Source organism: Anabaena sp. 4-3 (genome assembly GCF_001597745.1).
GTDB lineage: Bacteria > Cyanobacteriota > Cyanobacteriia > Cyanobacteriales > Nostocaceae > Trichormus.
Window position 1 is genome coordinate 187,284 of sequence record NZ_LUHJ01000068.1, and the last position, 23,667, is coordinate 210,950.

A 23,667-nucleotide genomic window follows, 5' to 3' on the forward strand; every position below is an offset into this window, starting at 1 on the left:
GCCAAAATTAAAATGTGGCGATATTAGAGGTCATCAAAGTGAACCAAAGTGCATTTGCATCTCCACAAAGTACCGGGTTAATCGCCAATCGTTATCAACTGCAACGATTAATTGGTAGCGGTGGTATGGGTGAAGTTTTTTTAGCAACTGATATTGTGCTGGGAGGAACACCAGTTGCTATCAAATTTCTCACCCAAACTGTATCTGATGCCAAAATCCGCAAAGATTTTGCGCGGGAAGCACTCATGAGTGCAGCCTTAAGTCAAAAGAGTTTACATATCGTCAGAGCCTACGATTATGGTGTGAGTGAAACAGGTAAACCGTTTTATGTGATGGAATATCTCAACGGTAAAAGTTTAAAAGAATTAATTCCCCTATCATTGCCCCAGTTTTTAAATTTGACACGCCAGATATGTTTAGGTTTACAGTGCGCTCACGAGGGGATTCAAATTGATGGGAAGGTTTACCCTTTAGTACATCGAGATATTAAACCAGCCAATATATTAGTTGTTCCCGATCCCATATTAGGGCAGTTAGTCAAAATTCTCGATTTTGGTATTGCTAAATTTGTCAATTATGCAGTTACAGTTAGTACCAACAAAGGATTTCACGGGACTTTACCCTACTGTTCACCAGAGCAACTAGAAGGAGAAAAATTAGATAGTCGCTCAGATATTTATAGCTTGGGTGTGATGATGTTTGAAATGCTCACTAAAGCTAAACCTTGGCAACCAGAAACCGATTTATTTGGCGCGTGGTATAAAGCACATCACTTTGAACCACCCAGAAAAATTACAGATGTCAATCCCCGACTAAAAACGCCGCCAAAACTCAACGATTTAATTATGGCTTGTCTGGAGAAAAAAGCTAGCGATCGCCCCCAAAGCGTGACAGAAATTCTTCAAGTTTTAGACAGTCTAGAACAGTCCCGGTGCGCCAATTTACCCTCAACTTTCACCGCTAAAACTGCCCCAAAAATTACCGTAGCTTCTCAGCTACTCCTAGCATTAGCAAAAAATTATCGAAAACTTACCTGGCCTGAAGACAAACCCAAACAAGAAATAGTCTTCCCTTATTTAATCAATACCCCCCAAGGAAGTGCAGCTACAATCTGGCTGATGCTACCAGCCACAGAAATACATAAGCGTTTAAATTCCCAAATACACAACCGATTTATTTTTGTCACATCGCCCCATCCCATGCTTTTATGGGTAACACTACTCTACAAACCAGAACTAGAACCTAAGTGGCTACCATGTTACCTAGATATGCAACATCCCCAAAATCGTCGGTTGGTGACATCCCTAACTAACAATCCCAGCTATCCGCTTATTTGCTTTACCCTAGAACCACCCCATTCCTGTATTCAAGTTCTCAGCAGCAACATTGATCCTAGCCAACGCCAAAAGCTAAAAATTTGGGTAGAACAAAGCCAGACACTACCATCAGTCAATCAACCCCAGTTGAGTAAAAATCTGCTCAAGCAGCAGTACAAGCAAATGCAATCCCAGATGCTTCAGCATTTGTCATCTCAGCGTCAAATGGAACAATTAGCCAAATGAGCAGGAAATTAACCGCAGCTCGGTGAAAAAAATTTTAGAAAAAATTTTCCCACAGAGGTTGACAACTCCTGTAGGGCGCGTCATAATAGAGTGGTTGGAAATCAAGGGACTGTAGTTCAATTGGTTAGAGCACCGCCCTGTCACGGCGGAAGTTGCGGGTTCGAGCCCCGTCAGTCCCGTTCAAAGAAATGAGTAACAAGTGCTGAGTCCTGAGTAAGATACGGATAGGACATAGGCAGTTGATTAATGCTGTACAGTCTGTTTACCTAGAATTCTATCAGGATTCAGGACTGAGAGCTTAAATATTAAGCTAAATTTATTCATGCTTTGCGAAAGAGAGAACTACTGTGACTGTTAGAGTCAGAATAGCACCCAGCCCAACGGGAAATTTACATATTGGCACAGCCAGGACGGCTGTTTTTAACTGGTTATTTGCTCGCCACCACGGCGGACAATTTATTTTGCGAATTGAAGACACAGACCTAGAGCGATCGCGCCCCGAATATACAGAAAATATCATGACCGGGTTGCGTTGGCTAGGACTCAACTGGGATGAAGGGCCATTTTTCCAATCCCAACGCTTAGATTTGTACCAAACAGCCGTACAAAAACTTTTAGCGCAAGGTTTAGCCTATCGCTGCTACACCACCCCCGAAGAATTAGAAGCGTTGCGCGAAACCCAAAAAGCCAAAGGCGAAGCACCCCGTTACGACAACCGTCACCGCCACCTCACCCCAGAACAAGAAGCGGAATTTCAAGCTCAAGGGCGTAGTTTCGTCATCCGCTTTAAAATCGACGATGACAGAGAAATCGTCTGGAATGACTTAGTACGGGGTAAAATGGTTTGGCGAGGTAGTGATTTGGGTGGTGATATGGTCATCGCTCGCGCCTCAGAATCAGGAATTGGTCAACCACTATATAACTTTGTCGTGGTGATTGATGACATAGATATGCAAATTAGTCATGTCATCAGAGGAGAAGACCACATTGCCAACACAGCCAAGCAGATTCTACTATATGAAGCTTTTGGTGCAAAAATCCCAGAATTTGCTCACACACCCTTAATTTTAAATATGGATGGGCGCAAGCTCTCCAAACGGGATGGGGTGACATCCATCTCAGACTTTAAGCAAATGGGCTTTACGGCGGAAGCTTTAGATAACTACATGACCTTACTTGGTTGGTCGCCACTAGATTCTACACAAGAAATCTTTACTTTAGAAGCTGCCGCCAAAGACTTTAGTTTTGAGCGTGTCAACAAAGCCGGGGCAAAATTTGACTGGGCGAAACTCGATTGGTTAAACAGTCAGTATATCCATCATCAGCCCGTAGATCAGCTAACTGATTTAATTCTTCCTTATTGGCAAGAAGCGGGATATAAAATTGATGGTAGAGAACGTGCTTGGTTAGAGCAGTTAGTCAGTTTAATCGCTCCTAGTATGACTCGGTTAACAGATGCGGTGGCGATGAGTCAAATGTTTTTCACCGATACAGTCGAACTGAGTGCAGAGGGTAGCCAACAATTACAACAAGAAGGTTCTGGTGCTGTTCTCCAGGGAATTATCACCGCCTTAGAAAATCAACCCCAACTGACAGAGACTACGGCACAAGACATTATAAAACAAGTAGTAAAAGCCCAAAACGTCAAGAAAGGTTTAGTCATGCGATCGCTTAGAGCCGCACTGACTGGAGACGTACATGGCCCTGACTTGATCCAATCTTGGTTGCTGTTAAATCAAGTTGGTTTAGACAAAACCCGTTTAAATCAGGCGATAAGTAAAGCTTAAGCCTAGGGCGATCGCTACCCATTCAATTTTTAGCAAATTTTTAGATTGGGGGACACACAGATGTGTGTCTCTCTGCATAAGGAAAATCAGTCAAAGTTACAGCCCAGCACTGCTCATCTACTCATGGATATTTCCTGAGCAACAATCTAAAATTTATAGTCAAATTCTCTCATTTTTGGAACTTCATCTGTAAAATTAATGTCTTCTCAAATACTGAGAAGATGATATAAACACAATGTTGAAAACAACGCTAAATAAAGGCATTAGATTATCTTTAATCATAGTTACCCTTGGCATTATATCGGCACTTCCTACTAGAAGTAACGCTCAAGAAACGCCACCGATATTTGGAGATATTACCATCAGTTCTAAATTTTCTCCAGACCCCCTGGTAGTCAGGGGTATGAGTGGCGGCTCAGTAGCAGGAAAGCAAGTTGCAGGCAGAATAGAAACACCCACTGGCCCCTGTACCGGGTTTGTGGATGAAACACCAGACCATACCCTCAAACTCACCAGTAAATTTGACTACCTAAAACTACAAGTGCAATCTCCACAAGACACCACCATCATAGTCAAAGGCCCTGGTGGTACTTGGTGTAACGACGACTTAGATAGCAAAAATCCCGGCATAGTTGGCGAATGGCTACCAGGAGAATACCAAGTTTGGATCGGTTCTTACAAAAAAGGTAAATATTTTCCTTATACGTTACAAGTGACAGAAGTCAAGTAGTTATTAGTCATTGGTCATTGGTCATTAGTCATTGGTCATTGGGGATTTGATTTTTCTCCCCCTGCCTCTCCTGCTCCCCTGCTCCCCTGCTCCCCCTGCTCCTCCGCTCCCCTGCTTCCCCTGCTTCCTCAGCTCCCCTGCTCTCATAATTGCCATGTTGTATTAGAATTAAGTTAAATTTAATTAAGATTCTTGTCAGCATCTTAGATTTAACATAGGCACTTATAGCTTGATGGTGATGCCTGAACAGCAATCAAATTAAACAAAATGGAGTTATAAACGTCCGTTTTACAGCTATCTAGTGACTGGAGTTGCTAGAAATAACTAAATGTAAATTGGCATCTAGAGGCAAATTAAAATGAAATTATCTTGGAGAGTCCTCCTACTCTGGACATTGCCAGCTTTGGTAATTGGCTTTTTCTTCTGGCAAGGAACATTTGCAGGAAATCCTGCTGATATGACCCGAAATGCAGCTAACACGCGCATGACCTATGGTCGCTTTCTGGAATACTTAGATGCGGGTCGCGTGACCAATGTGGATCTGTATGAAGGTGGCAGAACTGCGATTATCGAAGCCCTTGACCAAGATATTGAAAATCGCGTTCAACGTTGGCGGGTAGATTTACCGGTTAACGCTCCAGAGTTAATTAGCAAGCTCAAAGAACAACATGTAAGTTTTGATGCTCACCCAGTGCGGAATGATGGAGCTATCTGGGGACTTCTAGGTAATTTGATTTTCCCCATTCTATTGATTACCGGATTGTTCTTTTTGTTCCGTCGTTCCAATAACATCCCTGGCGGCCCTGGTCAAGCCATGAATTTTGGTAAATCCAGAGCGCGTTTCCAAATGGAAGCTAAAACTGGGGTGAAGTTTGACGATGTAGCTGGTATTGAAGAAGCGAAAGAAGAATTACAAGAAGTCGTTACCTTCTTAAAACAGCCAGAAAGATTTACAGCTGTTGGCGCACGTATTCCTAAAGGTGTGTTGTTGGTAGGGCCTCCCGGAACAGGTAAAACACTCTTAGCAAAAGCGATCGCTGGCGAAGCTGGTGTACCATTCTTTAGTATCTCTGGTTCTGAGTTTGTGGAAATGTTCGTCGGTGTGGGTGCTTCCCGTGTCCGCGACTTGTTCAAAAAAGCTAAAGACAACGCCCCCTGTATTATCTTCATCGATGAAATCGACGCAGTAGGTAGACAACGGGGTGCTGGTATCGGTGGCGGTAACGACGAAAGAGAACAAACCCTCAACCAGTTACTCACCGAAATGGATGGTTTTGAAGGTAACACAGGCATCATTATTATTGCTGCTACCAACCGTCCTGACGTACTAGATGCGGCGTTATTACGTCCCGGTCGCTTCGACAGACAGGTAATTGTTGATGCACCAGACATTAAAGGACGCTTGGAAATTCTGCAAGTCCATGCACGCAATAAGAAACTTGATCCTAGTGTATCTTTGGAAGCGATCGCCCGTCGCACACCAGGATTCACAGGTGCGGACTTAGCTAACCTACTTAATGAAGCCGCTATCCTCACAGCCAGAAGACGCAAAGAAGCCATCACCCTCGGCGAAATTGACGACGCAGTAGACCGGGTTGTGGCTGGGATGGAAGGAACACCATTAGTAGACAGCAAGAGCAAACGCTTAATTGCTTACCATGAAGTTGGTCACGCTTTGGTAGGGACTTTATTAAAAGACCATGACCCAGTGCAGAAAGTCACCCTCATCCCACGGGGACAAGCACAAGGTTTAACTTGGTTTACCCCCAACGAAGAACAAGGCTTAATTTCTCGTTCCCAACTCAAAGCCAGAATTACTGGTGCTTTGGGTGGACGCGCCGCCGAAGATATCATTTTCGGTGCTGCTGAAGTGACCACAGGTGCAGGTGGTGACTTACAACAAGTAACCGGCATGGCTCGTCAAATGGTAACACGCTTCGGGATGTCTGATTTAGGCCCTCTATCCTTAGAAAGCCAACAAGGGGAAGTCTTCCTTGGTCGTGACTGGATGAGCAGATCAGATTATTCTGAATCAATTGCGGCTAGGATTGATGCTCAAGTGCGGACAATTGTAGAAGATTGCTATGAAACCGCTAAAAAGATTATGCGGGAACATCGCGCTGTTACAGACCGCCTAGTTGATTTGTTGATTGAGAAAGAAACCATTGACGGTGATGAATTCCGGCAAATTGTAGCTGAGTACACTGACGTACCTGAAAAAGTTCAGTATGTACCACAGTTGTAATTAGCTCAGGACTTACGCAACTGGCACATTAGTCGGGTGCGTCAGATATTGAAAATTTGTTCATCTTGACCAAATTATCCCTTCTGACGCACCCGACAAAAGACTGTAATTAGCTGAAAAATTAAGAAGGCAGGAGGCTTAAGGTTTCCTGTCTTTTTTAATGGGTATGAGGAAGCCTGACAGTAAATGTTGTCCCTACATCAAGTTTGCTGTCTACAGAAATTTCTCCTTTGTGTAGCTCTACACATTTCTTTACAACTGCTAACCCTAAACCAGTGCCAGCAATATTTTCCACATTTTGACATCGATAAAAAGGCTCATAAATTTTTTGTTGTTCTGCTGGTGGAATACCAATACCTTTATCAATAACTTGAAAAACTGTAGAGGTTGCCGCACACTTTAATATCAAGTAAATCTTTTCTTGGTTGTCTGAATATTTTATGGCATTTAAAAGCAGATTACTGAGAATAGAATATAGTAATTTTTCATCGAGATTTGCGCGAAAGTGTGAACCTTCTTTAAGAAACTCTATCATCTGTATTTTTGTTCCAAAAAGCTGCAAATCTTCAACTAAATTTAAACAGAAGTTTTCTACATTGATGACTTGAGGGTTAAAATCGAGTTTTCCTGCTTCGGCTCTGGTTAAAGTTAATATATCTGTTAATATATGATTCATTATTTTTGCTGAAGATTGAATACGTAAAAGGTGTTTTAACTGATTTTCCTCTATCAAATCTTCAAGAGTTTCTATTAATAATTGAGATGACAGTAAAATCACTGTCAAAGGAGTACGAAATTCATGGGAAATCATGGAGAATAATTGTATCTTCAAGTCGCCTATTTTTTTTTCTTGAGCTAAAGAGCTTTCTAAGTATCTGATTTTTTCACGTTTTTTAGATTGTTGTTCAAGGAGTATAAATAATCCTAGTATTACTATAATAATTAATAATATTCCTAAAACTTCTAGGAAAATTCTCAACTGAATACTTTGTTTTGATTGCTCTAGTGAGCTTTGCAAATAGTTTTGTTCTTCCGCTTTAATTTCTGCAATTAGAACTAAGAGTTTTTCTCTAATTTGAACGCTGCGATCAGTAATATTATTTTGTATTGATACTGCTGTTTTATTTCTTTGATAAAGTTCTATAGATTGTTCCAAAAGAGATAGTCTTTGATTGACTAATAAATTCAAACGTAGTAATCGCTGTTCTTGAATAAAATTAGAATGTATTTGCTGTTGTAATAGTTTTAGTTCGTCCTCCATATTGGATATAGCAATTTTATAACGCTGTAAATCTTGATTACTGCCTAAAAAAATATATCCTCTTCTAGCTGATTCTGCGGCAGTCATTGCGCCATAAAAATTTGTCAAAGTATTAAGAGTTTGATATGTCTGCTGCACCCTGTTAGCTCCCTGTTTAATTTCATCTGTGTTCTTTAATGAAGCGAAACAGATAAGTGCCATCAACAACATAGTTAAACCGAATCCTCCCACAATCCCTTTTCTTTGAAAAGGCCATTTCATCAATTGCTGAGTCATAAATTGAGTTGAACAATAGTTGCTTGCTGATTATATAAGTAAGAGGCTATTTATAAAGTAAATATTAAGTAGGGTGTGTTACGGCTATGAAAGGATTTTCGCGTTTGAGAGAGTAGGAATTAGCCGTAACGCACCAATAAATACGGTGCCGTACTCTCAGCTAACGCACCCTACAATTTAAGGTTTACTTTACAAATAATCTCTAAGAAATTAAGCATACATGATAAATTGAAGGTCTTGCCTGTATGCTTGCCTGGTGCTGAATAAAGGATAGAATATGCGAATTTTAGTAGTTGAAGATGATACTCAACTAGGAGAGGTACTAGCGGAGGCACTCAACAGACGGCAATATGTGGTAGATATTGCCCAAGATGGAGAAGCAGCTTGGAACTGCACAGAGTTAATGAAGTATGATTTGGTAGTGCTGGATGTAACCTTGCCAAAGCTAGATGGAATTAGATTTTGTCATCAGTTACGTACTATCGGTCTAAATCATCCTGCATATCGTAATTCCGCTACACCAGTGTTAATGTTAACAGCCCGTGATACAGTAGCTGACAAGATTGCTGGGTTAGATGCAGGTGCAGATGATTATGTAGCCAAGCCATTTGATTTAGAAGAGTTAATGGCTCGAATTCGTGCTTTACTCAGACGAGGTAGTTCTAATAGCACAATTAGTCTGTTATGGGGTAAATTACAGCTAAATCCTAGTACCTATGAAGCTACTTACGATGGTTACTCCTTATCATTAACTCCAAAAGAATATGCAATTTTAGAATTACTGGTGGCTCATGGTAGACGAGTATTAAGCCGTTCCAGCATTATTGAACAAGTTTGGTCTGTTGATGACTCCCCGGTAGAAGAAACAGTCAGATCCCACATTAGGTGTCTTAGACAAAAACTCAAAGCATTAGGTGCGCCGGAAAATTTTATTGAAACTGTTCATGGATTGGGGTATCGATTGAAGTAATTATTCAGAAGCCAGGAGACAGTAGCCGACGGCTAATCAAAGGTTAGGCACAAGGCAGGAGATGACTATTCTGGACTCAGCACTAATTAATATATTTACAGCATATTTCATGTTAGTGAAGTACATAAGGACGGGCTTTCCTGCCCAACGCCACAAGATTTGTCATATTAAGTTTGTACTTCTTTTACTTGCAAAGTGCTGTATCTGCACAAATTCTACACAGATTCTACACGAGCATTGCATATCTGTGTAATATTCTCATATTGGAATTTCAGAAGACAACTGTTAAATTCAATTTCTAGTTACGATTCTTGAGCCAGTCACCCTAAAATTTAAGATTTTTCAATTAAGGATATGAGTCAGCAAATTCTCTGTTTCGACAAAAATATAACTAGCCAACTGCATATCACTCGCATCTCCAAGATTGAAGATTTATATTTTGAGTAAATTGTGTTTATAGGAAAGCAATTTGTATTTGAATCTGTTACCAATGCTCAAATAGAAATTACGCTTGATATCATAAGAATAATAATGGTGAAGAATACTATTATTTCTGATTAGTTACAACTATTTAAGTAAAAATTAAATTATTTATTATTTAAGCATTTATACAGGGTCTCTGCCAGGAAATTTATTTGAATTAATTAGATGGAGTTGAAGCTTTTTGTGAATAAGAAAAAATATGACCGTGGTAGTGGTAGATAGTACAATCTGTAGACTTAATTAATGCAAAAGTCTGACCCATATTTGTTACTGTCTATTCATCCATGCCAGAGTAGGCGGGGATGTAAAGCTATGCCCAATATATCCTGTAGAAACGTTATATGTAACGTCTCTATAACTTACGCAGGTGTCACTTGAAATATGTCTTGTAGGGTGCGTCAGACTGATTAAATGCTGTCAATAAATATATTTTTGCTATCTGACGCACCCTACTAATATGCCACTAGCGTAAGTTCTGATTTCTATAGTTACGTAAAAATTGCATCTATGGCTACGCCACGTCAGCTACATCAAAAAAACGATTACTTCCCAAGAAATACATTCGGTAGTGCGGGAAATATTGATTAATCATTTTTGCCATCTTGTCTCTTAAGTAACTGATGAGTCAAGCGAATTTTTGTCCCGTTCATCTCAATGAGTCCTTCTTGAGAGAGTTTATAAAAGGCGCGAGAGAGTGTTTCGGGAATTGTGCCTAAGAGTGCAGCTAGTTGTCCCTTTGGTAAATCGAGTTCAACTATATCAGCCTTGCCATTGCGATCGCTCAACTTTAATAAGTAGTTTGTCAACCTTTCCGGGACTTCCTGAAACGACAGGGTATCAACTAAGTATGTTAATCGGCGCAAATGTCGGGCGTAAGTTCCCAACATGGCGATCGCTAGTGTAGGATGTTGTTGCAACACCATCAAAAATGCTGACCTGGGAATAAACACCACCTCGGATGTTTCTATGGCTGCTGCTGAGGCTGGAAAACTTCCGCCATCAAAGGCGGGTACTTCTGCAAAATGTTCTTCTGTGCCAAATATATGTAGGATTTGTTCTTTACCTGCATTTGCAACTTTAAAGACTTTAATTCTACCGGATTTGACGATAAAAAACCCTGTTGCTTCATCTCCCTCCCAAAATAGGGTTTCACCTTTTTTATAGGTTTGGGGGATAGCAATATTCGCTACTGCTTGCAATTGTTCATCTAAGACACCTTGAAAAATTGGTGTCTTTTGGAGAAATTGTTTGATTTCTAAGACACGTTCAGTAAATGACATGAGGTTATAGGTTAGGGAGTTGTAAATTGAACGCAGATGGACGCAGATAAACGCAGATAATAGGCTAGAAAATGCTATGTGTAGGGTGCGTCAGTAGAAGAATTTGTTGGTATTGCAAGGTTTTGTTTGACTGACGCACCCTACTATGTTTGGCAAACTATAAGCAACAAAACTATACAAATGCTTTTGACTTAGATCAAGGATTTACTTAAGGGTAAACAATACGCTGGAAGCATGAAGATTTGAGTAACGAATTATGTTCTGTAACCAGTGTGAACAAACAACCCGTGGCGATGTCTGTCATCAGTGGGGCGCGTGTGGTAAAAGTCCAGAAGTTGATGCTTTACAGGATTTGTTGGTGCATTGTTTGCGGGGACTATCGCAAGTCGCGCTACAAGCTAAGTCTCTAGGAATTACCAGCCGGGATGCTGATGAGTTTACCTGTGAGATGCTTTTCTCTACACTAACAAACGTGAATTTTACGGTGGATGATTTTGTGGCTTTTGTGAATCGGGCGATCGCTTTACGTGATAGTCTCAAGTTACAAATTCAAGCTACAGGTAACGCTGTTGTGGAGTCGGCGATCGCAAATTTTCAACCCGCTAGCAATCCTCAACAACAAATTCAGCAAGGAAAAGACTTAGAATTTGAGTTTATCAGTCAGTCGGCTAAAAATGTAGATATTTTTTCCCTCAAGCTAACAGTATTATATGGACTTAAGGGCGTAGCTGCCTATGCTTTCCATGCTTTAGAACTTGGTCAACATGATGAAGACTTATACAGATTTTGCCATGAAGTTTTGGCGCATCTGGATGACCAAGATAAAAGTTTACCAGACTGGTTAGATGTAGCCCTGAAAGTTGGGCAAATGAATCTGAAAGCAATGGAATTACTCGATGCTGGGAATACAGGCACTTTTGGACATCCCACGCCGACAGTTGTACCCTTGGGACATACAATTGGTAAGGCGATTCTAGTATCAGGACATGATTATCTAGCTTTGAAAGCGATTCTAGAGCAAACAGCCGGAACTGATATTAAAGTTTATACTCACGGTGAACTACTGCCCGCACATGGTTATCCTAAATTAAAACAAACTTATCCACATCTTTACGGACACTACGGCACAGCATGGCAAAATCAGACACATGAATTTGCACATTTTCCCGGTGCGATCGCTATGACTACAAACTGCCTGATGCCACCCCACGAATCTTATAAAAACAAGGTGTTTACATTAGGGCCTGTTGGTTATCCTGGGTTACAACATATCAGTATTGGTGATGTATCACTATTAATTCAGAAAGCTTTAGAACTACCAGGATTTGCAGAAGCAAAAGATGGCGGTACGGTGACTACAGGTTTTGCGAGAAATGCGGTGTTGAGTGTCGCTGATACTGTAATTGAGGGTGTAAAACAAGGTCAAATTCGCCACTTCTTCTTAATTGGTGGTTGTGATGGTGCGAAACCGGGACGCAATTACTACACCGAGTTAGTGGAGAAGATGCCGGATGATTGTATAGTCTTAACTTTAGGCTGTGGCAAGTTCCGCTTCTTTGACAAAGATTTGGGTAATATCGGCGGTATTCCTCGGCTACTGGATGTGGGACAATGTAATGATGCTTACTCTGCAATTAAGATTGCCGTAGCTTTAGCAGATGCCTTTGGCGTTGGTGTGAATCAATTGCCGCTATCTTTAGTATTATCTTGGTATGAACAGAAAGCGATCGCAGTTCTGCTGACACTGCTACACCTTGGTATTCAAAATATCCGTATTGGCCCCACACTTCCGGCTTTCCTCACACCTAATGTTGTCAAGTTACTCTCAGAAACCTACAATCTCAAACTGATTACCACCGCAGAACAAGATTTAGCAGCTTGTCTAGTTTCTTGATTAGTAGAAAAATGCAAACTTGTGTTTTTATCACATAAGTTTGCATTCTCAATAACTGAAAAATTCAAAAAACTAAAATTCAATCTTAACGTAACCTCCTGACATTGTGACTGATTTTACGGGAGGTATATTCAACTGTGATAAACCTTGACGGCTAACATTTGCCATTTGATTTTTAACAGTGTTACTGTTGAGTTGGTTCATCACTGAACTAGCAACAGAATTTTTAATTTTACTCTTATAGCCAGTGAAGCGATCGCAAATATCTTTACCTATTTTACAGATACCATTCATCTGAAATTCACCCTGTACATCTACACTTACAGGTTTTAAAATAATCCCACCTTTATGGGCTTGTGGTGTTAATCTGACTTTAATACCGGGATTTTTCCAGTTAATATCCGGGGCTGCTCCGTCTTCCCTTATACAGTCTCTATAACCACCACCTATTTTTTTATAGCGGCACATTCCTTTGATTTCCGAACCTTTATTTTCAAATTTAATGTCTAACTGAAAAGCATTACTTTGAGGTTCGATAGTGATTTTTTGGGATTTAATACTCTTAACGTTATAAACGTAAAGTCGTCGTTTTAAAACAGCACCCTTATAACTAAATTCAGGAATATTAAATTTTTGAGTATAGCCATAAATATTCACATAGGAATCATTAGCTTTATGCCAGCTATTACCTTGTTGTGAACCATAACTATTCAAGTAAATTCCACTTACTGACAGCCCTTTATTTAAGATTTGGGCAACTGTACCGGTGGGAATTTGTTGAGTAGCTGCTAATGCTGTGTGAGAACCTCCTAAACTTAGGGTTGGTAAAGTTACTGCTAATGCTACAGATGCGGCGATATTTTGTAATTTCATTTGATTACCTCTTTAGTGTGAAATTAAAACCTTCACTTACTAAATAAGGATGAGTAATCTGATTTATGCACTCACAGAAATTTAAAAGATTTACGCAACTGGCACATTAGTCAGCCCAGTAGGGTGCGTCAAATGCCAAAAATTCGTTTATTTGCAAGATTTATGCAGGTTGACGCACTCTACATTTAGATATTTAGTGTAAATCCTAACTAAATAACTCTCTCTACTTCATCCACGGCTTTAGGAACACCAGCCGTTAACACTTCATGTCCTGTAGGAGTGACTAACACATCATCTTCAATGCGAATTCCAATACCCACCCATCGCGGATGTGTCTCTGGTTGGTCTTCTGCTAATTTCGTATCTGGGACAATATAAATTCCTGGTTCTACCGTCAACACTTGACCGGGTTGCAAAATCACGGGTTTATCTTCACCATGTTGATAAACACCCACATCATGCACATCCAAACCTAACCAGTGGCTAGTGCGGTGCATATAGTATGGTTTGTATTTTTCTTCCTCAATCAGTTTATCAACTTCCCCGGTGAGGATGCCCAGTTCAACTAAGCCTTCCGTTAAAACACGCACGGCGGTATCATGAACTGAGTTAAAGGTATTACCTGGCTGTACTTGAGCGATCGCCTGTTTCTGTGCTTCTAATACAATCTCATATAATGCCTTCTGCTCGGCTGTAAACTTCCCACCTACAGGAAATGTTCTGGTAATATCAGAATTGTAATAACCATAAGCACAACCAGCATCAATTAATAGCAAATCTTGTGCTTGCATCTGGCGATAATTTTCAATGTAGTGCAGCACGCAAGCGTTTACACCAGAAGCGACAATTGAAGGATAAGCTGGCCCCATCCCACCCCGTAAGCGGAAAATGCGTTCCATCTCCGCTTGAATTTCGTACTCATAACGTCCGGGTTTGGCGATCGCCATCGCTTGATTATGTGCTTCAATAGCAATTGCCGCCGCTTGGCGCATCATCTCTAATTCTGCTTCGCTTTTAATTAGCCTCATGCTGTGCAGGACTGTGCTAGTATCCTCAATAGCAACTGGCCCTGTACCCCGCTTGGGATAAGTCCGCAGTAAACGTTGGTAATGCGTGAGAACTGTTTCATTAAAATGGCGATCGCGTCCCAAATGATAATAAATACGATCAGCTTTTTCTAAATACTGGGGTAATTTCTCATCAAGTTCGCTGATGGGGTAAGCTTCATCTGCACCATACAATTCTTTCGCTGCATCTACCCCACAGCGATAACCAGTCCAAACTTCCTTTTCTCTCTCCTTGGGTTGGACAAACAATACAAAACGATGTTCTGGATGATGTGGTGCTAACACAGCTACAGCTTCCGGTTCGTTAAAACCAGTCAAGTAAAAAAAATCACTATCTTGACGATAATTATACTCGACATCGTTGTGCATTACCGCCATTGGCGCACTGCGAAAAATCGCCGTACCATTCCCAATTTTTGCCATTAACTGCTCACGACGCTGCCGATGTTCTAATTGCATAGCTAATCTATTTGTGAATTTATAGTATTATTTTACACAGCTAGCCACTAAAAATTGATAGTTGCTAGTTTAAGTTATTCTAGCCAATCTTGATTTCTCCTTCAGCATCTTTGGAGAAACACAAGAGATTGGAGACTGGAAAAAATAATTTTTAATCTTCTCCTCACTCAGCAATCTACACTCTGCATGATCAAATCAGAATGATTTCTGCTGTTTATTTTTTTCCTGTATTCAGTTTATACCAAATCAATTAATTTTCCAGTAATTTATTAAATCATGCTTGTCTGTTTATATTAAACATTTAATTTGATTAAAAAAGTATGGCAACAACCAATGTAAATGTTGTGTTGATTTTCTCAAACATTATTATCAGGATAATTTGACAACTATCACCTCAATGATTTTTTGAGAAAAATTCTGTAAATACAATATACATAATTAGCTTTTATTCGTAAACCATAACATTAAATGATGATTTCCTCAAAATTGGCAAAATTAAAAACCAGAAAAATCATTAAACAATAAAAATATATAGAAATAATGATTTTAGAAACAATTGAATGTTTGCTGACAAAATAAATTAAATTTTAAAAATGTTATTTAGAAACAGAATTATCTCAGACACAACAGTTAAATAGGGGAGAGAAACCAGTAATAAAAACCCAGTATGCCTAAAGAAGATGCGTTTGACATATCTTTGAAAAAAACTGCTAGTTTGCTAGATAATTCTCAAGATAAGCAAGCTTTAAATATCAGCTTGCCCAACAGTAATAGTTCTTTTTCCCCAACAGTAGATTTACCTCTTCAATCTCCCTTTGTTAGTGCCAACCCCAATCCCAATCCTTATCTAACTAGCGCAGCCATCACCCCAGACTTCAACGGTGATGGTAAAGCTGATAGAGTTTGGATTAATGTGCAAACAGGTGAGATTTTAGTCCGCCTGATGGATGGTGCAGCAACTATACAAGAAGCTTCTCTAGGTCAATATGACCTATCTACCTGGAGTTATAAAATTGCTGATTTCAACAGTGATGGTAAAACTGACTTCTTGTTGCGTAATAATGCCACAGGTGAAAATGCTATTGCATTGATGGATGGCACAAGAGTAGCTAACTTTGTTTATTTAGATAAAGTTGATCCTGGTTGGGAAGCTAGCATTGGTGATTTTAACGGCGATCGCAAGACTGATATTTACTGGCATGATGCCACCACTGGCCAAAACGCTGTTTGGACGATGGACGGTACAACAGTTGTCAGTGCCAACGTCCTAGACACCACAGCTGTAGGTTTAACACCTACAATTGTTGATTTCGACGGTAACGGTAAGAGTGATATCTTCTGGCGCAATGCTACCACCGGCGAAAATAGCGTCTGGTTTATGGATGGTACTCAAGCCACCAAATACGATCTACAATCACAAGACCCATCTTGGACTTATGTCCTTGGTGATTTCAACGGTGACTTCAGAACAGATATCCTCTGGCGCAACACCAGCACCGGTGAGAACAAGATTTGGACAATGAATGGTATCTTCGTCACCGAAGGTACTCTCAATACACTAGACGCTAACTGGACAGCTAAAATTGGTGACTTCAACGGTGATGGTAAGACAGACATCTTCTGGCACAATCAAACCACCGGAGAAAACACCGCTTGGTTAATGGATGGTACTACCGTTAGCAGCGAAGCCTTCCTACCCAGTAATGGTGCGTCTCAGTCACCATACCTCGGTGATTACAACGGTGATGGTAAGACAGACCTCTACTGGCGTGATCAAACCACAGGTACAGATACAATTTGGATCATGGATGGTACTAAAGCCACCGAAACACCAGTTACCAATCCTTTGACTCCAGAATGGTACACAGGCTGATATTGAGACGGGAGTAAGGGAGATGAGGGAGATGAGGAAGATGAGGGGGAATTGCTACCTTGTCTACCTTCCCTTTTCCTACCCACTCCCTTTTTCACCATAGTGAGGTTACAATCACAGACAAAGTTTCAAGAAGTGAAATTATGAAGACTGCTGAAAAGCTGGCTGCTGGGTGGTTATTAGCACTCGGATTCACGTTTTTGACTGCTTCTGTCTCTGCGGTGGTGGAAAGAAATACTATGCTTAAACCAATCTCCACAGGTGAAAATGAGGAGTTGGTGAAAGAGTATGTTAATCGGAATGCTTTAACTCTATTAAATGCTACTGCTACACAAGGTGTAATTTTTGGCTTGCCTACCATGATTTTAGGTTCATGGCTGGGTTGGGGATTGTACGCGCAGAGCAAAAATCAGAAAAAAGCCCTTCAGCAGCAACTCAGCGATCGCCTACAATCTACTTTTTATCAGATGATTACAGAAAATCAAGGTAGGGTTACGGTTTTAGGCTTTGCGATGCAATCACAACTACCTGCAACCGTTGCCAGACAATATTTAGATGAAAAAGCTAAAGAATTTAATGCTAATTTTCAAGTCAATGAGCAAGGGTCTGTATCATATCATTTTGATGTCTAATAGCTAATTAACTTGACAACTAAGTCTAATGACGCAGATTTTTTTGAGCCTAGCTGCCATTTTAGGCGGTTTGTCAGTTGCAGCCGGTGCTTTCGCTTCCCATGCACTGCGGGAGAAAATTAGTGAGCGATCGCTTGAAATTTTTGAAGTAGGTACTCGCTACCAAATGTATCACGCTCTGGCCTTGTTGCTAGTAGCAATTTTAATTAGCCGTATACCATCGCCGCCAACCACTTTAATAGCTAGTGGCTGGCTGTTTATCGTTGGTATCGCCATTTTTTCCGGTAGCTTATACGCCCTCAGTCTCACGGGGATTAAAATCTTGGGTGCAATCACCCCCTTGGGTGGCGTAGCTTTTATTTTAGGCTGGGGTGCTTTAGCCGTTGCTGCCTGGAATTTAAAATTTTAAACAGGCAGGGGAGGCAGGAGGCAGGGGAGGCGGAGGAGTAGGGCAGAAGAACTTTTATCTAGTCACCCGTCACCCGTTACCCATTCCCTACTCCCTACTCCCTACCCTTTCAAACAAAGCCCGATACACAGGTTCACCTTTGTTCTGAGTGGCAATTTCTCTTTCGGTGGCGACTGATAGGGGGTTTTCTGGCAACCATTCTCCTGTGCCAACTCTCTGAAATGCTGGATTTTCTGCAAAGCGATCGCACATTTCTACAGCTAAAAATTCCATATCGGATTGTAAAAACACAACTCCCCCAACTGCTACATAATTAGCTAAATCTGCTACTAATTCCGGTTGTACTACACGGCGTTTAGCATGGCGCGTTTTAAACCAAGGATCGGGGAATTGAATCGTCACACGCTGTAAAATTCCCGGTGGCAGGGAAGATAACAACACTTTTAATGAGTTATTCGCATTGCAAAACAAATAATGCAGGTTCGTTAAACCCAATTCAGCCGCTAACCGATTTGCTTCTATTACCAAAGGTTCACGAATTTCTAAACCGAGAAAATTCCAGGTTGGTTCTATCTGCGCCATTTGTAACACGAATCTGCCTCTAGCACAGCCGATATCTAAATGTAGCGGCTGTTTCATGTTATGATATAATTTTTCCCACTCTACGTTATTGACTGGTTTTTGATACTTTTGCGCCAGTGGATTAACGTGTTGACGAACGCGGATAACTGCCAAATTTCAATACTCCTTGAACTTTAAATATTAACTAATTTAATTTTGCCTACTCACCAATCCCCAATTAACACTGTTCAGACTTGTAATAAATAGGAAAGAGAGCAGATATACATCGTAGCTATAGTCATTTATTTATTATCATCATCAATAATTTCATTGTTTATTAGTAAATTGACAATATATTTTGGATTTCAATACTGCACATCAGCCCATATTCATTACAGCATTTCACATCGGTTAATTGTGTAAAAATATTAAGTATAGGCAATCTGACGCAGCTTGACAAAGCAGAGGTTATACTTTTGGGAAAAGTGTTACTTTAACTACCGTTTTTAACAGTTTTCTAAAATCAATGGTGTTAAACTTCCGTTTTGCCGTAGTCAGCGATTTACATATTGCACTTCCTCATACTATTTGGGATCACCCTGACAGATTTCATCTAGTGGAGGTGAGTATTCCAGCTTTTGAAACTGTCATAGAACATTTAACACAACTTGATTTGGATTTTATTTTACTGCCGGGAGATTTAACCCAGCACGGTGAACCAGAAAACCACATTTGGTTACAAGAACGTTTATCAAAATTACCTTTTCCCGCTTATGTTGTCCCTGGTAATCATGACGTACCTGTGCTGATGGGTAATCAGCAATCAATTGCTTATGCTGATTTCCCCCAATATTATCGCAAGTTTGGTTATGAGAATACCGACGAGTTGTATTACACTCAGCAATTGTTACCGGGAGTGCGATTAATTGGCTTAAATTCTAACTGTTTTAATGAACAGGGTAAGCAAATCGGGTGTTTGGATAGCAAACAACTGAGATGGTTAGAACAGGTACTAGCATCAGCAGATGATGAACTGGTGTTAGTCATGGTACATCATAATGTCGTTGAGCATTTACCCCAACAATCACGCCATCCTATGGCAAATCGTTATATGTTGGCAAATGCCCCGGAATTATTGCAAATTCTACAACGTTATGGAGTCAAGCTAGTATTTACAGGTCATTTACACGTTCAGGATGTGGCTTGTGCTGAAGGTGTATATGATATTACTACCGGTTCTTTAGTGAGTTATCCTCATCCTTACCGAGTTTTAGAGTTTCATCGTGATCAACAAGGTAAGGAATGGCTGCAAATCCTGTCACATCGTGTAGAATCAGTCCCGAATTTCCCTGACTTGCAACAATTATCAAAGCAATGGATGGGCGATCGCTCCTTTCCCTTCCTAGTGAAATTACTTACCCTACCACCATTAAGTTTACCAGTAAATCAGGCACAAGAACTAGCTCCCAGCTTGCGTGATTTTTGGGCAAGTATAGCCAATGGTGATGCACTGTTAGATTATCCCCATTTTCCGCAAAAAGTGCGTCGTTACATTCAAGCTTATAGCGCGATCGCTCACACAGGTAATCCTGCTTGCATCGATAACAACAGCACCCTACTGTTAGACAAACTCAGGAAGTGAGGGGCTGGGGATTGGGGACTGGGGATTGGGGATTGGGAAAAAATCTCCCCTCCTTCCTCCGCTTCCTCCGCTCCCCCTGCTCCCCTGCTCCCCTGCTCCCCTGCTCTCTCATCCCCTAATCTTCCGCCAATTCTCGACAAATCCCAAATACTGAGGTGTAACCATGTATAAAAGTCCTACCGCCGACAGGGCCAATTTCGCCACCGCAAAAGAAGCCACCAACGGGAATATCTGGGAGATAAGTTTTAAATAACCCAGAATCAAAATTAGGTTTACCGTATAATCCTTCACCCCTTCCCACACAGGAAAACATTAAAGCGGCAGCAGCAGCATTGGGAGAGCCTTGTTGTTGATATCTTTCCAGAAGGAATTGCAAATCTTCAGCCGAGGCTTGAGCATCCCTTAAGTGGAATTGTAACCGTTGGCCGGGGCGGACAATATCACCAATAGCGATCGCCCCTCCTGTGGGATCTACCCCTAAAATACTGCGAATTAAAAAATCCCCCTGTTGCAAAGACAGTTTAAATTCATCCATTGCCACACCCACAAACAAAGAATGCTGTGCCAACATTCTCTCTTGTTCACTCAAACTCGCAATCAAATCTCGCAGCACCATCAAAGGTACTTTCTCATCTATTTCCAGAATGATATTACGTTCCGCCTTAGTCACTTGCACTGGCTCACCGATGGGTTTGCATCCCTGCGCCACAATCGTGTCTAAAACAATATTGCCACTCAAAGCCAAACCCACAGTCCCATCACGATAAAGGCATTGGTGCTGATTGCCGGCAGCATCATGGCAAAATAAAGCCAAACGTCCACCCAAACCGCCAGCACTAGCTTGTCCCCCCAAAATTACTGAGCCAGGATAGGCAAAATCTAACCCCTGTAATAAATCATTCACTCCTGAAGAAAATGCACTAGACAGCAAAATAAACTGAGGTTTTGCCGATGGTTCTACACCAACTAAATCAATCCAAGCATCCGGGGAACTATCCAAATCAGGTAAATCTTCCGCCACAACATGAAAAACTTGCAAATCTACCCCTGGTAGGTGGGCTAAAGTTAAACTCAAGGCTGCTTCTGCTTCTAATTCTTGGGTTTGTCCACTAGCCGCAGTCCCAATTACACCACCCCCACTGCACCCAATCAGCACAGGTACAGACAGTTGTTCAGCTAACAAAGGCAACACCCTAGAATACTCACTGGCAAAAGCCGAAGAAATGAACACCAGTCCCAAATCCGCAGGTGCTGTTAACGATGACACAGCCCGTTGTACCACCTCTGCTACAGCTGCTTCTAAGGAAGGACGAGTTGATAGGGCATTTGCCCACTGCATACGATCTGCCATGAGTTTTGGGCTTCTTTTTCTTTTGTGGCTGGTAGTTGATGACTCTCCTGGGAAAAATCACATCCTCCGAACCTGGGAAATGTCAACCAAAGTTTTGATCATTAGTTCAGGGATTACTCACCCCGGAAAGTCAGTATTAGGTTTTATAATATTCCCTAGTAGATGCACTCAATATAGTGTATCGTGCGTTTTTTCAGAGATTACTCTCTAAAATCTTAAAAGATAAATGGGAATCTAGGATAGATTTCACAGAATGTTGTAATTGTTATCAATACCTCAAGCTGCAACATTAGTTAATTCAGCTTATTCGGTAAAATGGTGATTGATTCCATAAAAGATTAGCAATTTTTGAAACTTTTCTGTACTGGTACTAACATCACACAACGAGACTAAAGCTATGACCGATACTCAACCACAAAACTTACAAGACCAAATCCAAGCAGAAGTAGAACAAGCCCGTGCTGTCTGTGATGTCTCAGGTAGCAACTCAGCCGAGTGTGCTGCGGCTTGGGATGCAGTTGAAGAATTGCAAGCTGAAGCCTCACACCAACGCCAAAACAAGCCCAAAAATTCCTTAGAACAATACTGCGATGACAACCCAGAAGCAGCTGAATGTCGTGTTTACGATGAATAAAAAGTCAATCTAGACTTTTTTTGAGCTAAAACACAAGCAACCAGAGGTTGTTGACAAATATTTTTCACCTAGCTCTGTGTACGCTACTCCTCTACTAAATCTCACTCCCACCTGTGGAATTGGGAACTTTTGACAGGGTAATTTTGACTGGGATTTGTACTCAGCACGGGCTAAAACCCCGCTAGGCTCACAAAACTCAGCACCACCCACCAACAAAATGAGGGCTTGTTTAAGCGTCACGAGTTGTTGATAGCGAAAGCTGTAGATGAAGCAAATCTACCAAAATTTGCTACAGTGGATGGAAAATATTCATGTTCAAACTCTGCAAGTTGCTTGTTTTTTTCTCCCCAAAACAGGTCAACTGGATAATAATGATGGCGACGGATGTAACGCCCATAACAATGACGCTACTCCCACACCACTTAATATCATGTCCGGCTAATTACTGATGATAAGTTTTCGATGCTGATCTTTTCTTGTTCCCTGTTCCCTGTTCCCTGTTCCCTACCCCAACAGATATGATAACTATTCAAACGGACATGATATAAAATCCCACAAAGTATAGGTATGGCGTGAAAATTATCAGTGTAAATATATATATTTAAAGTTTGACAAGAATTATGCAAAATGAAGTTTGGTTTCGCCAGTGGGTTTGGATAGACTACCGACTGGCAGTATTATTCCTCATGTTAATTCCCCTAATTCTCTTGATTTGGGCTTATGTGCAGAAATCTGAAGCCATACAACGGCTGTTAACTATTTATTGGCGAGTCTCTAGCTTACTAGCCATTACAGTTTATTTGATGATTGCTCAATACCCAGTCAGCTTTATTTCCGGATTGATAGGATTGATTCTCATTCCTATTTCCCTGTGGTTCTGGGTGGATCTCAATGATGAAATTGAGTATTTACCCAGTAGCCCTTTAAAACTAACTTTGACATCTTGGCGTTGGGCTGTCACTGTTTATTGTATCTTAGGTGCAATAGCTTTTGTGCCTTTTGTGGGTTGTGCCTTTTCGAGCGATGTGAGCAAAACTCCTGAGTGTCTTGTCTGGTTTGAGGCTCCATTGTTATTTAAAGAGTATTTCCATCACAATAGTAAACACGCAATGTTAGGCTTTTTGGGTATAGTCGGCTTAGTAATTTATGTGGTTTATTTAAGCTACTTTATCCTTGTGAAGCTGGGTAAGCAGGGACGCTCGGCTACACAACAGTAAACTGTCGCTGCGCTGCAATTATAAATTTCAAGTTTCTAAGATGAGTTCCATAGGCAAGCGACTAGAACAATACACCATTAAACGCCCTCAAGAAGTCCTACTGGTGACAGTGGAAATCGGCGAAGAGCAAGATAAGGTAGCGATTTTCAAAGGTTTTTCTAGTTCTTTGATGCGTCCAACTGCTTTCGATCCTGAAGTGGCAGTCATCCCAGATGAGGCAACAATTATGACTGTTGACCGGATAGCTAGCCCTTATAATCCTGAAAGTCCCCGTTATATCCAAAGACAAATCTCCTGGGAAGCTATGCAGTCTCTCCTTACAGAAGTAGGGGTGTAGGAAGATGAGGGGGCAGGGGAGCAGGGGAAGCAGGGGAGGCAGGGGAAGCAGGGGAGGCAGGGGAGGCAGGGGAGGCAGGGGAGAGAAACTAATGACTAATGACTAATGACTAATGACTAATGAC

General features: G+C 41.0%; 20 protein-coding genes and 1 tRNA gene. 15 read left to right on the top strand and 6 right to left on the bottom strand.

Annotated elements, in window-relative coordinates; translation table 11 throughout:
* Window positions 1-38: 38 nt before the first annotated feature.
* From A3775_RS19905 to ftsH2, 5 genes are all read left to right on the top strand, one after another.
* Complete coding sequence (locus A3775_RS19905; protein ID WP_066378659.1) at window positions 39-1,562, top strand: serine/threonine-protein kinase; 1,524 nt, start codon at window positions 39-41, stop codon at window positions 1,560-1,562.
* A gap of 105 nt (window positions 1,563-1,667) precedes the next feature.
* Window positions 1,668-1,741: transfer RNA gene (locus A3775_RS19910), tRNA-Asp, on the top strand.
* Window positions 1,742-1,909: 168 nt separating this feature from the next.
* On the top strand, window positions 1,910-3,349 hold the full coding sequence (gene gltX, locus A3775_RS19915; protein WP_066426433.1) for a glutamate--tRNA ligase: 1,440 nt from the start codon (window positions 1,910-1,912) through the stop codon (window positions 3,347-3,349).
* Window positions 3,350-3,584: 235 nt separating this feature from the next.
* Complete coding sequence (locus A3775_RS19920; protein ID WP_197480199.1) at window positions 3,585-4,079, top strand: hypothetical protein; 495 nt, start codon at window positions 3,585-3,587, stop codon at window positions 4,077-4,079.
* A 358-nt stretch (window positions 4,080-4,437) separates the two neighbouring features.
* Complete coding sequence (ftsH2, locus tag A3775_RS19925; protein ID WP_066378410.1) at window positions 4,438-6,324, top strand: ATP-dependent zinc metalloprotease FtsH2; 1,887 nt, start codon at window positions 4,438-4,440, stop codon at window positions 6,322-6,324.
* 157 nt (window positions 6,325-6,481) lie between these two features.
* On the opposite strand, the gene A3775_RS19930 is transcribed toward ftsH2, so the two are convergent.
* Window positions 6,482-7,861, bottom strand: a complete 1,380-nt coding sequence (locus tag A3775_RS19930; protein WP_231867038.1) for an ATP-binding protein — start codon at window positions 7,859-7,861, stop codon at window positions 6,482-6,484.
* A gap of 277 nt (window positions 7,862-8,138) precedes the next feature.
* Here A3775_RS19930 and A3775_RS19935 point away from each other — a divergent pair, with 277 nt between their 5' ends.
* Window positions 8,139-8,831 carry a response regulator transcription factor gene (locus A3775_RS19935; RefSeq protein ID WP_066378404.1) on the top strand — a complete coding sequence of 231 codons (693 nt, stop codon included), beginning with the start codon at window positions 8,139-8,141 and terminating at the stop codon, window positions 8,829-8,831.
* A gap of 1,067 nt (window positions 8,832-9,898) precedes the next feature.
* Here A3775_RS19935 and A3775_RS19940 read toward each other — a convergent pair.
* Window positions 9,899-10,594: a Crp/Fnr family transcriptional regulator gene (locus A3775_RS19940; RefSeq protein ID WP_066426436.1), complete on the bottom strand. Its 696-nt coding sequence runs from the start codon at window positions 10,592-10,594 to the stop codon at window positions 9,899-9,901.
* Between the two features lie 256 nt (window positions 10,595-10,850).
* Between A3775_RS19940 and hcp the strand changes: the two genes are divergently transcribed.
* Window positions 10,851-12,488: a hydroxylamine reductase gene (hcp, locus tag A3775_RS19945; RefSeq protein WP_066426440.1), complete on the top strand. Its 1,638-nt coding sequence runs from the start codon at window positions 10,851-10,853 to the stop codon at window positions 12,486-12,488.
* Window positions 12,489-12,560: 72 nt separating this feature from the next.
* Here hcp and A3775_RS19950 read toward each other — a convergent pair whose 3' ends face one another.
* Together A3775_RS19950 and A3775_RS19955 are read right to left on the bottom strand one after the other, a co-directional pair.
* Window positions 12,561-13,361 (bottom strand): hypothetical protein, encoded by an 801-nt coding sequence (locus tag A3775_RS19950; protein ID WP_066426441.1) that lies wholly within the window; start codon window positions 13,359-13,361, stop codon window positions 12,561-12,563.
* A 209-nt stretch (window positions 13,362-13,570) separates the two neighbouring features.
* Complete coding sequence (locus tag A3775_RS19955; protein WP_066426442.1) at window positions 13,571-14,887, bottom strand: aminopeptidase P N-terminal domain-containing protein; 1,317 nt, start codon at window positions 14,885-14,887, stop codon at window positions 13,571-13,573.
* Window positions 14,888-15,554: 667 nt separating this feature from the next.
* Here A3775_RS19955 and A3775_RS19960 point away from each other — a divergent pair.
* The 3 genes from A3775_RS19960 to A3775_RS19970 all read left to right on the top strand — a co-directional run bounded on the left by A3775_RS19960 (window position 15,555) and on the right by A3775_RS19970 (window position 17,801).
* A complete protein-coding gene (locus A3775_RS19960; protein ID WP_066426443.1) occupies window positions 15,555-16,760 on the top strand; it encodes a VCBS repeat-containing protein in 1,206 nt (401 codons plus the stop codon).
* A gap of 143 nt (window positions 16,761-16,903) precedes the next feature.
* Window positions 16,904-17,392 (top strand): hypothetical protein, encoded by a 489-nt coding sequence (locus A3775_RS19965; RefSeq protein WP_066426444.1) that lies wholly within the window; start codon window positions 16,904-16,906, stop codon window positions 17,390-17,392.
* 28 nt (window positions 17,393-17,420) lie between these two features.
* A complete protein-coding gene (locus tag A3775_RS19970; RefSeq protein WP_066378379.1) occupies window positions 17,421-17,801 on the top strand; it encodes a DUF423 domain-containing protein in 381 nt (126 codons plus the stop codon).
* 87 nt (window positions 17,802-17,888) lie between these two features.
* Here the strand turns inward: A3775_RS19970 and trmB are convergent, their stop codons facing one another.
* Window positions 17,889-18,536 (bottom strand): tRNA (guanosine(46)-N7)-methyltransferase TrmB, encoded by a 648-nt coding sequence (trmB, locus tag A3775_RS19975; protein ID WP_066378378.1) that lies wholly within the window; start codon window positions 18,534-18,536, stop codon window positions 17,889-17,891.
* Window positions 18,537-18,888: 352 nt separating this feature from the next.
* Here trmB and A3775_RS19980 point away from each other — a divergent pair, with 352 nt between their 5' ends.
* Window positions 18,889-20,004, top strand: coding sequence for a metallophosphoesterase (locus A3775_RS19980; protein WP_066426445.1), 1,116 nt, complete (start codon window positions 18,889-18,891; stop codon window positions 20,002-20,004).
* Window positions 20,005-20,119: 115 nt separating this feature from the next.
* On the opposite strand, the gene A3775_RS19985 is transcribed toward A3775_RS19980, so the two are convergent.
* The gene (locus A3775_RS19985) at window positions 20,120-21,355 is read right to left on the bottom strand and encodes an FIST N-terminal domain-containing protein (protein ID WP_066426447.1); all 1,236 of its coding nucleotides are present in this window, start codon (window positions 21,353-21,355) and stop codon (window positions 20,120-20,122) included.
* Window positions 21,356-21,752: 397 nt separating this feature from the next.
* Between A3775_RS19985 and A3775_RS19990 the strand changes: the two genes are divergently transcribed.
* The 4 genes from A3775_RS19990 (at window position 21,753) to A3775_RS20000 (ending at window position 23,543) form a co-directional block, all read left to right on the top strand.
* On the top strand, window positions 21,753-21,989 hold the full coding sequence (locus A3775_RS19990; protein WP_066378373.1) for a Calvin cycle protein CP12: 237 nt from the start codon (window positions 21,753-21,755) through the stop codon (window positions 21,987-21,989).
* A 265-nt stretch (window positions 21,990-22,254) separates the two neighbouring features.
* The gene (locus A3775_RS24440; protein ID WP_156481688.1) at window positions 22,255-22,431 is read left to right on the top strand and encodes a hypothetical protein; all 177 of its coding nucleotides are present in this window, start codon (window positions 22,255-22,257) and stop codon (window positions 22,429-22,431) included.
* A gap of 178 nt (window positions 22,432-22,609) precedes the next feature.
* The gene (locus A3775_RS19995) at window positions 22,610-23,206 is read left to right on the top strand and encodes a DUF3177 family protein (RefSeq protein ID WP_066378369.1); all 597 of its coding nucleotides are present in this window, start codon (window positions 22,610-22,612) and stop codon (window positions 23,204-23,206) included.
* Between the two features lie 40 nt (window positions 23,207-23,246).
* On the top strand, window positions 23,247-23,543 hold the full coding sequence (locus tag A3775_RS20000) for a hypothetical protein (RefSeq protein ID WP_066426450.1): 297 nt from the start codon (window positions 23,247-23,249) through the stop codon (window positions 23,541-23,543).
* Window positions 23,544-23,667: the final 124 nt, after the last annotated feature.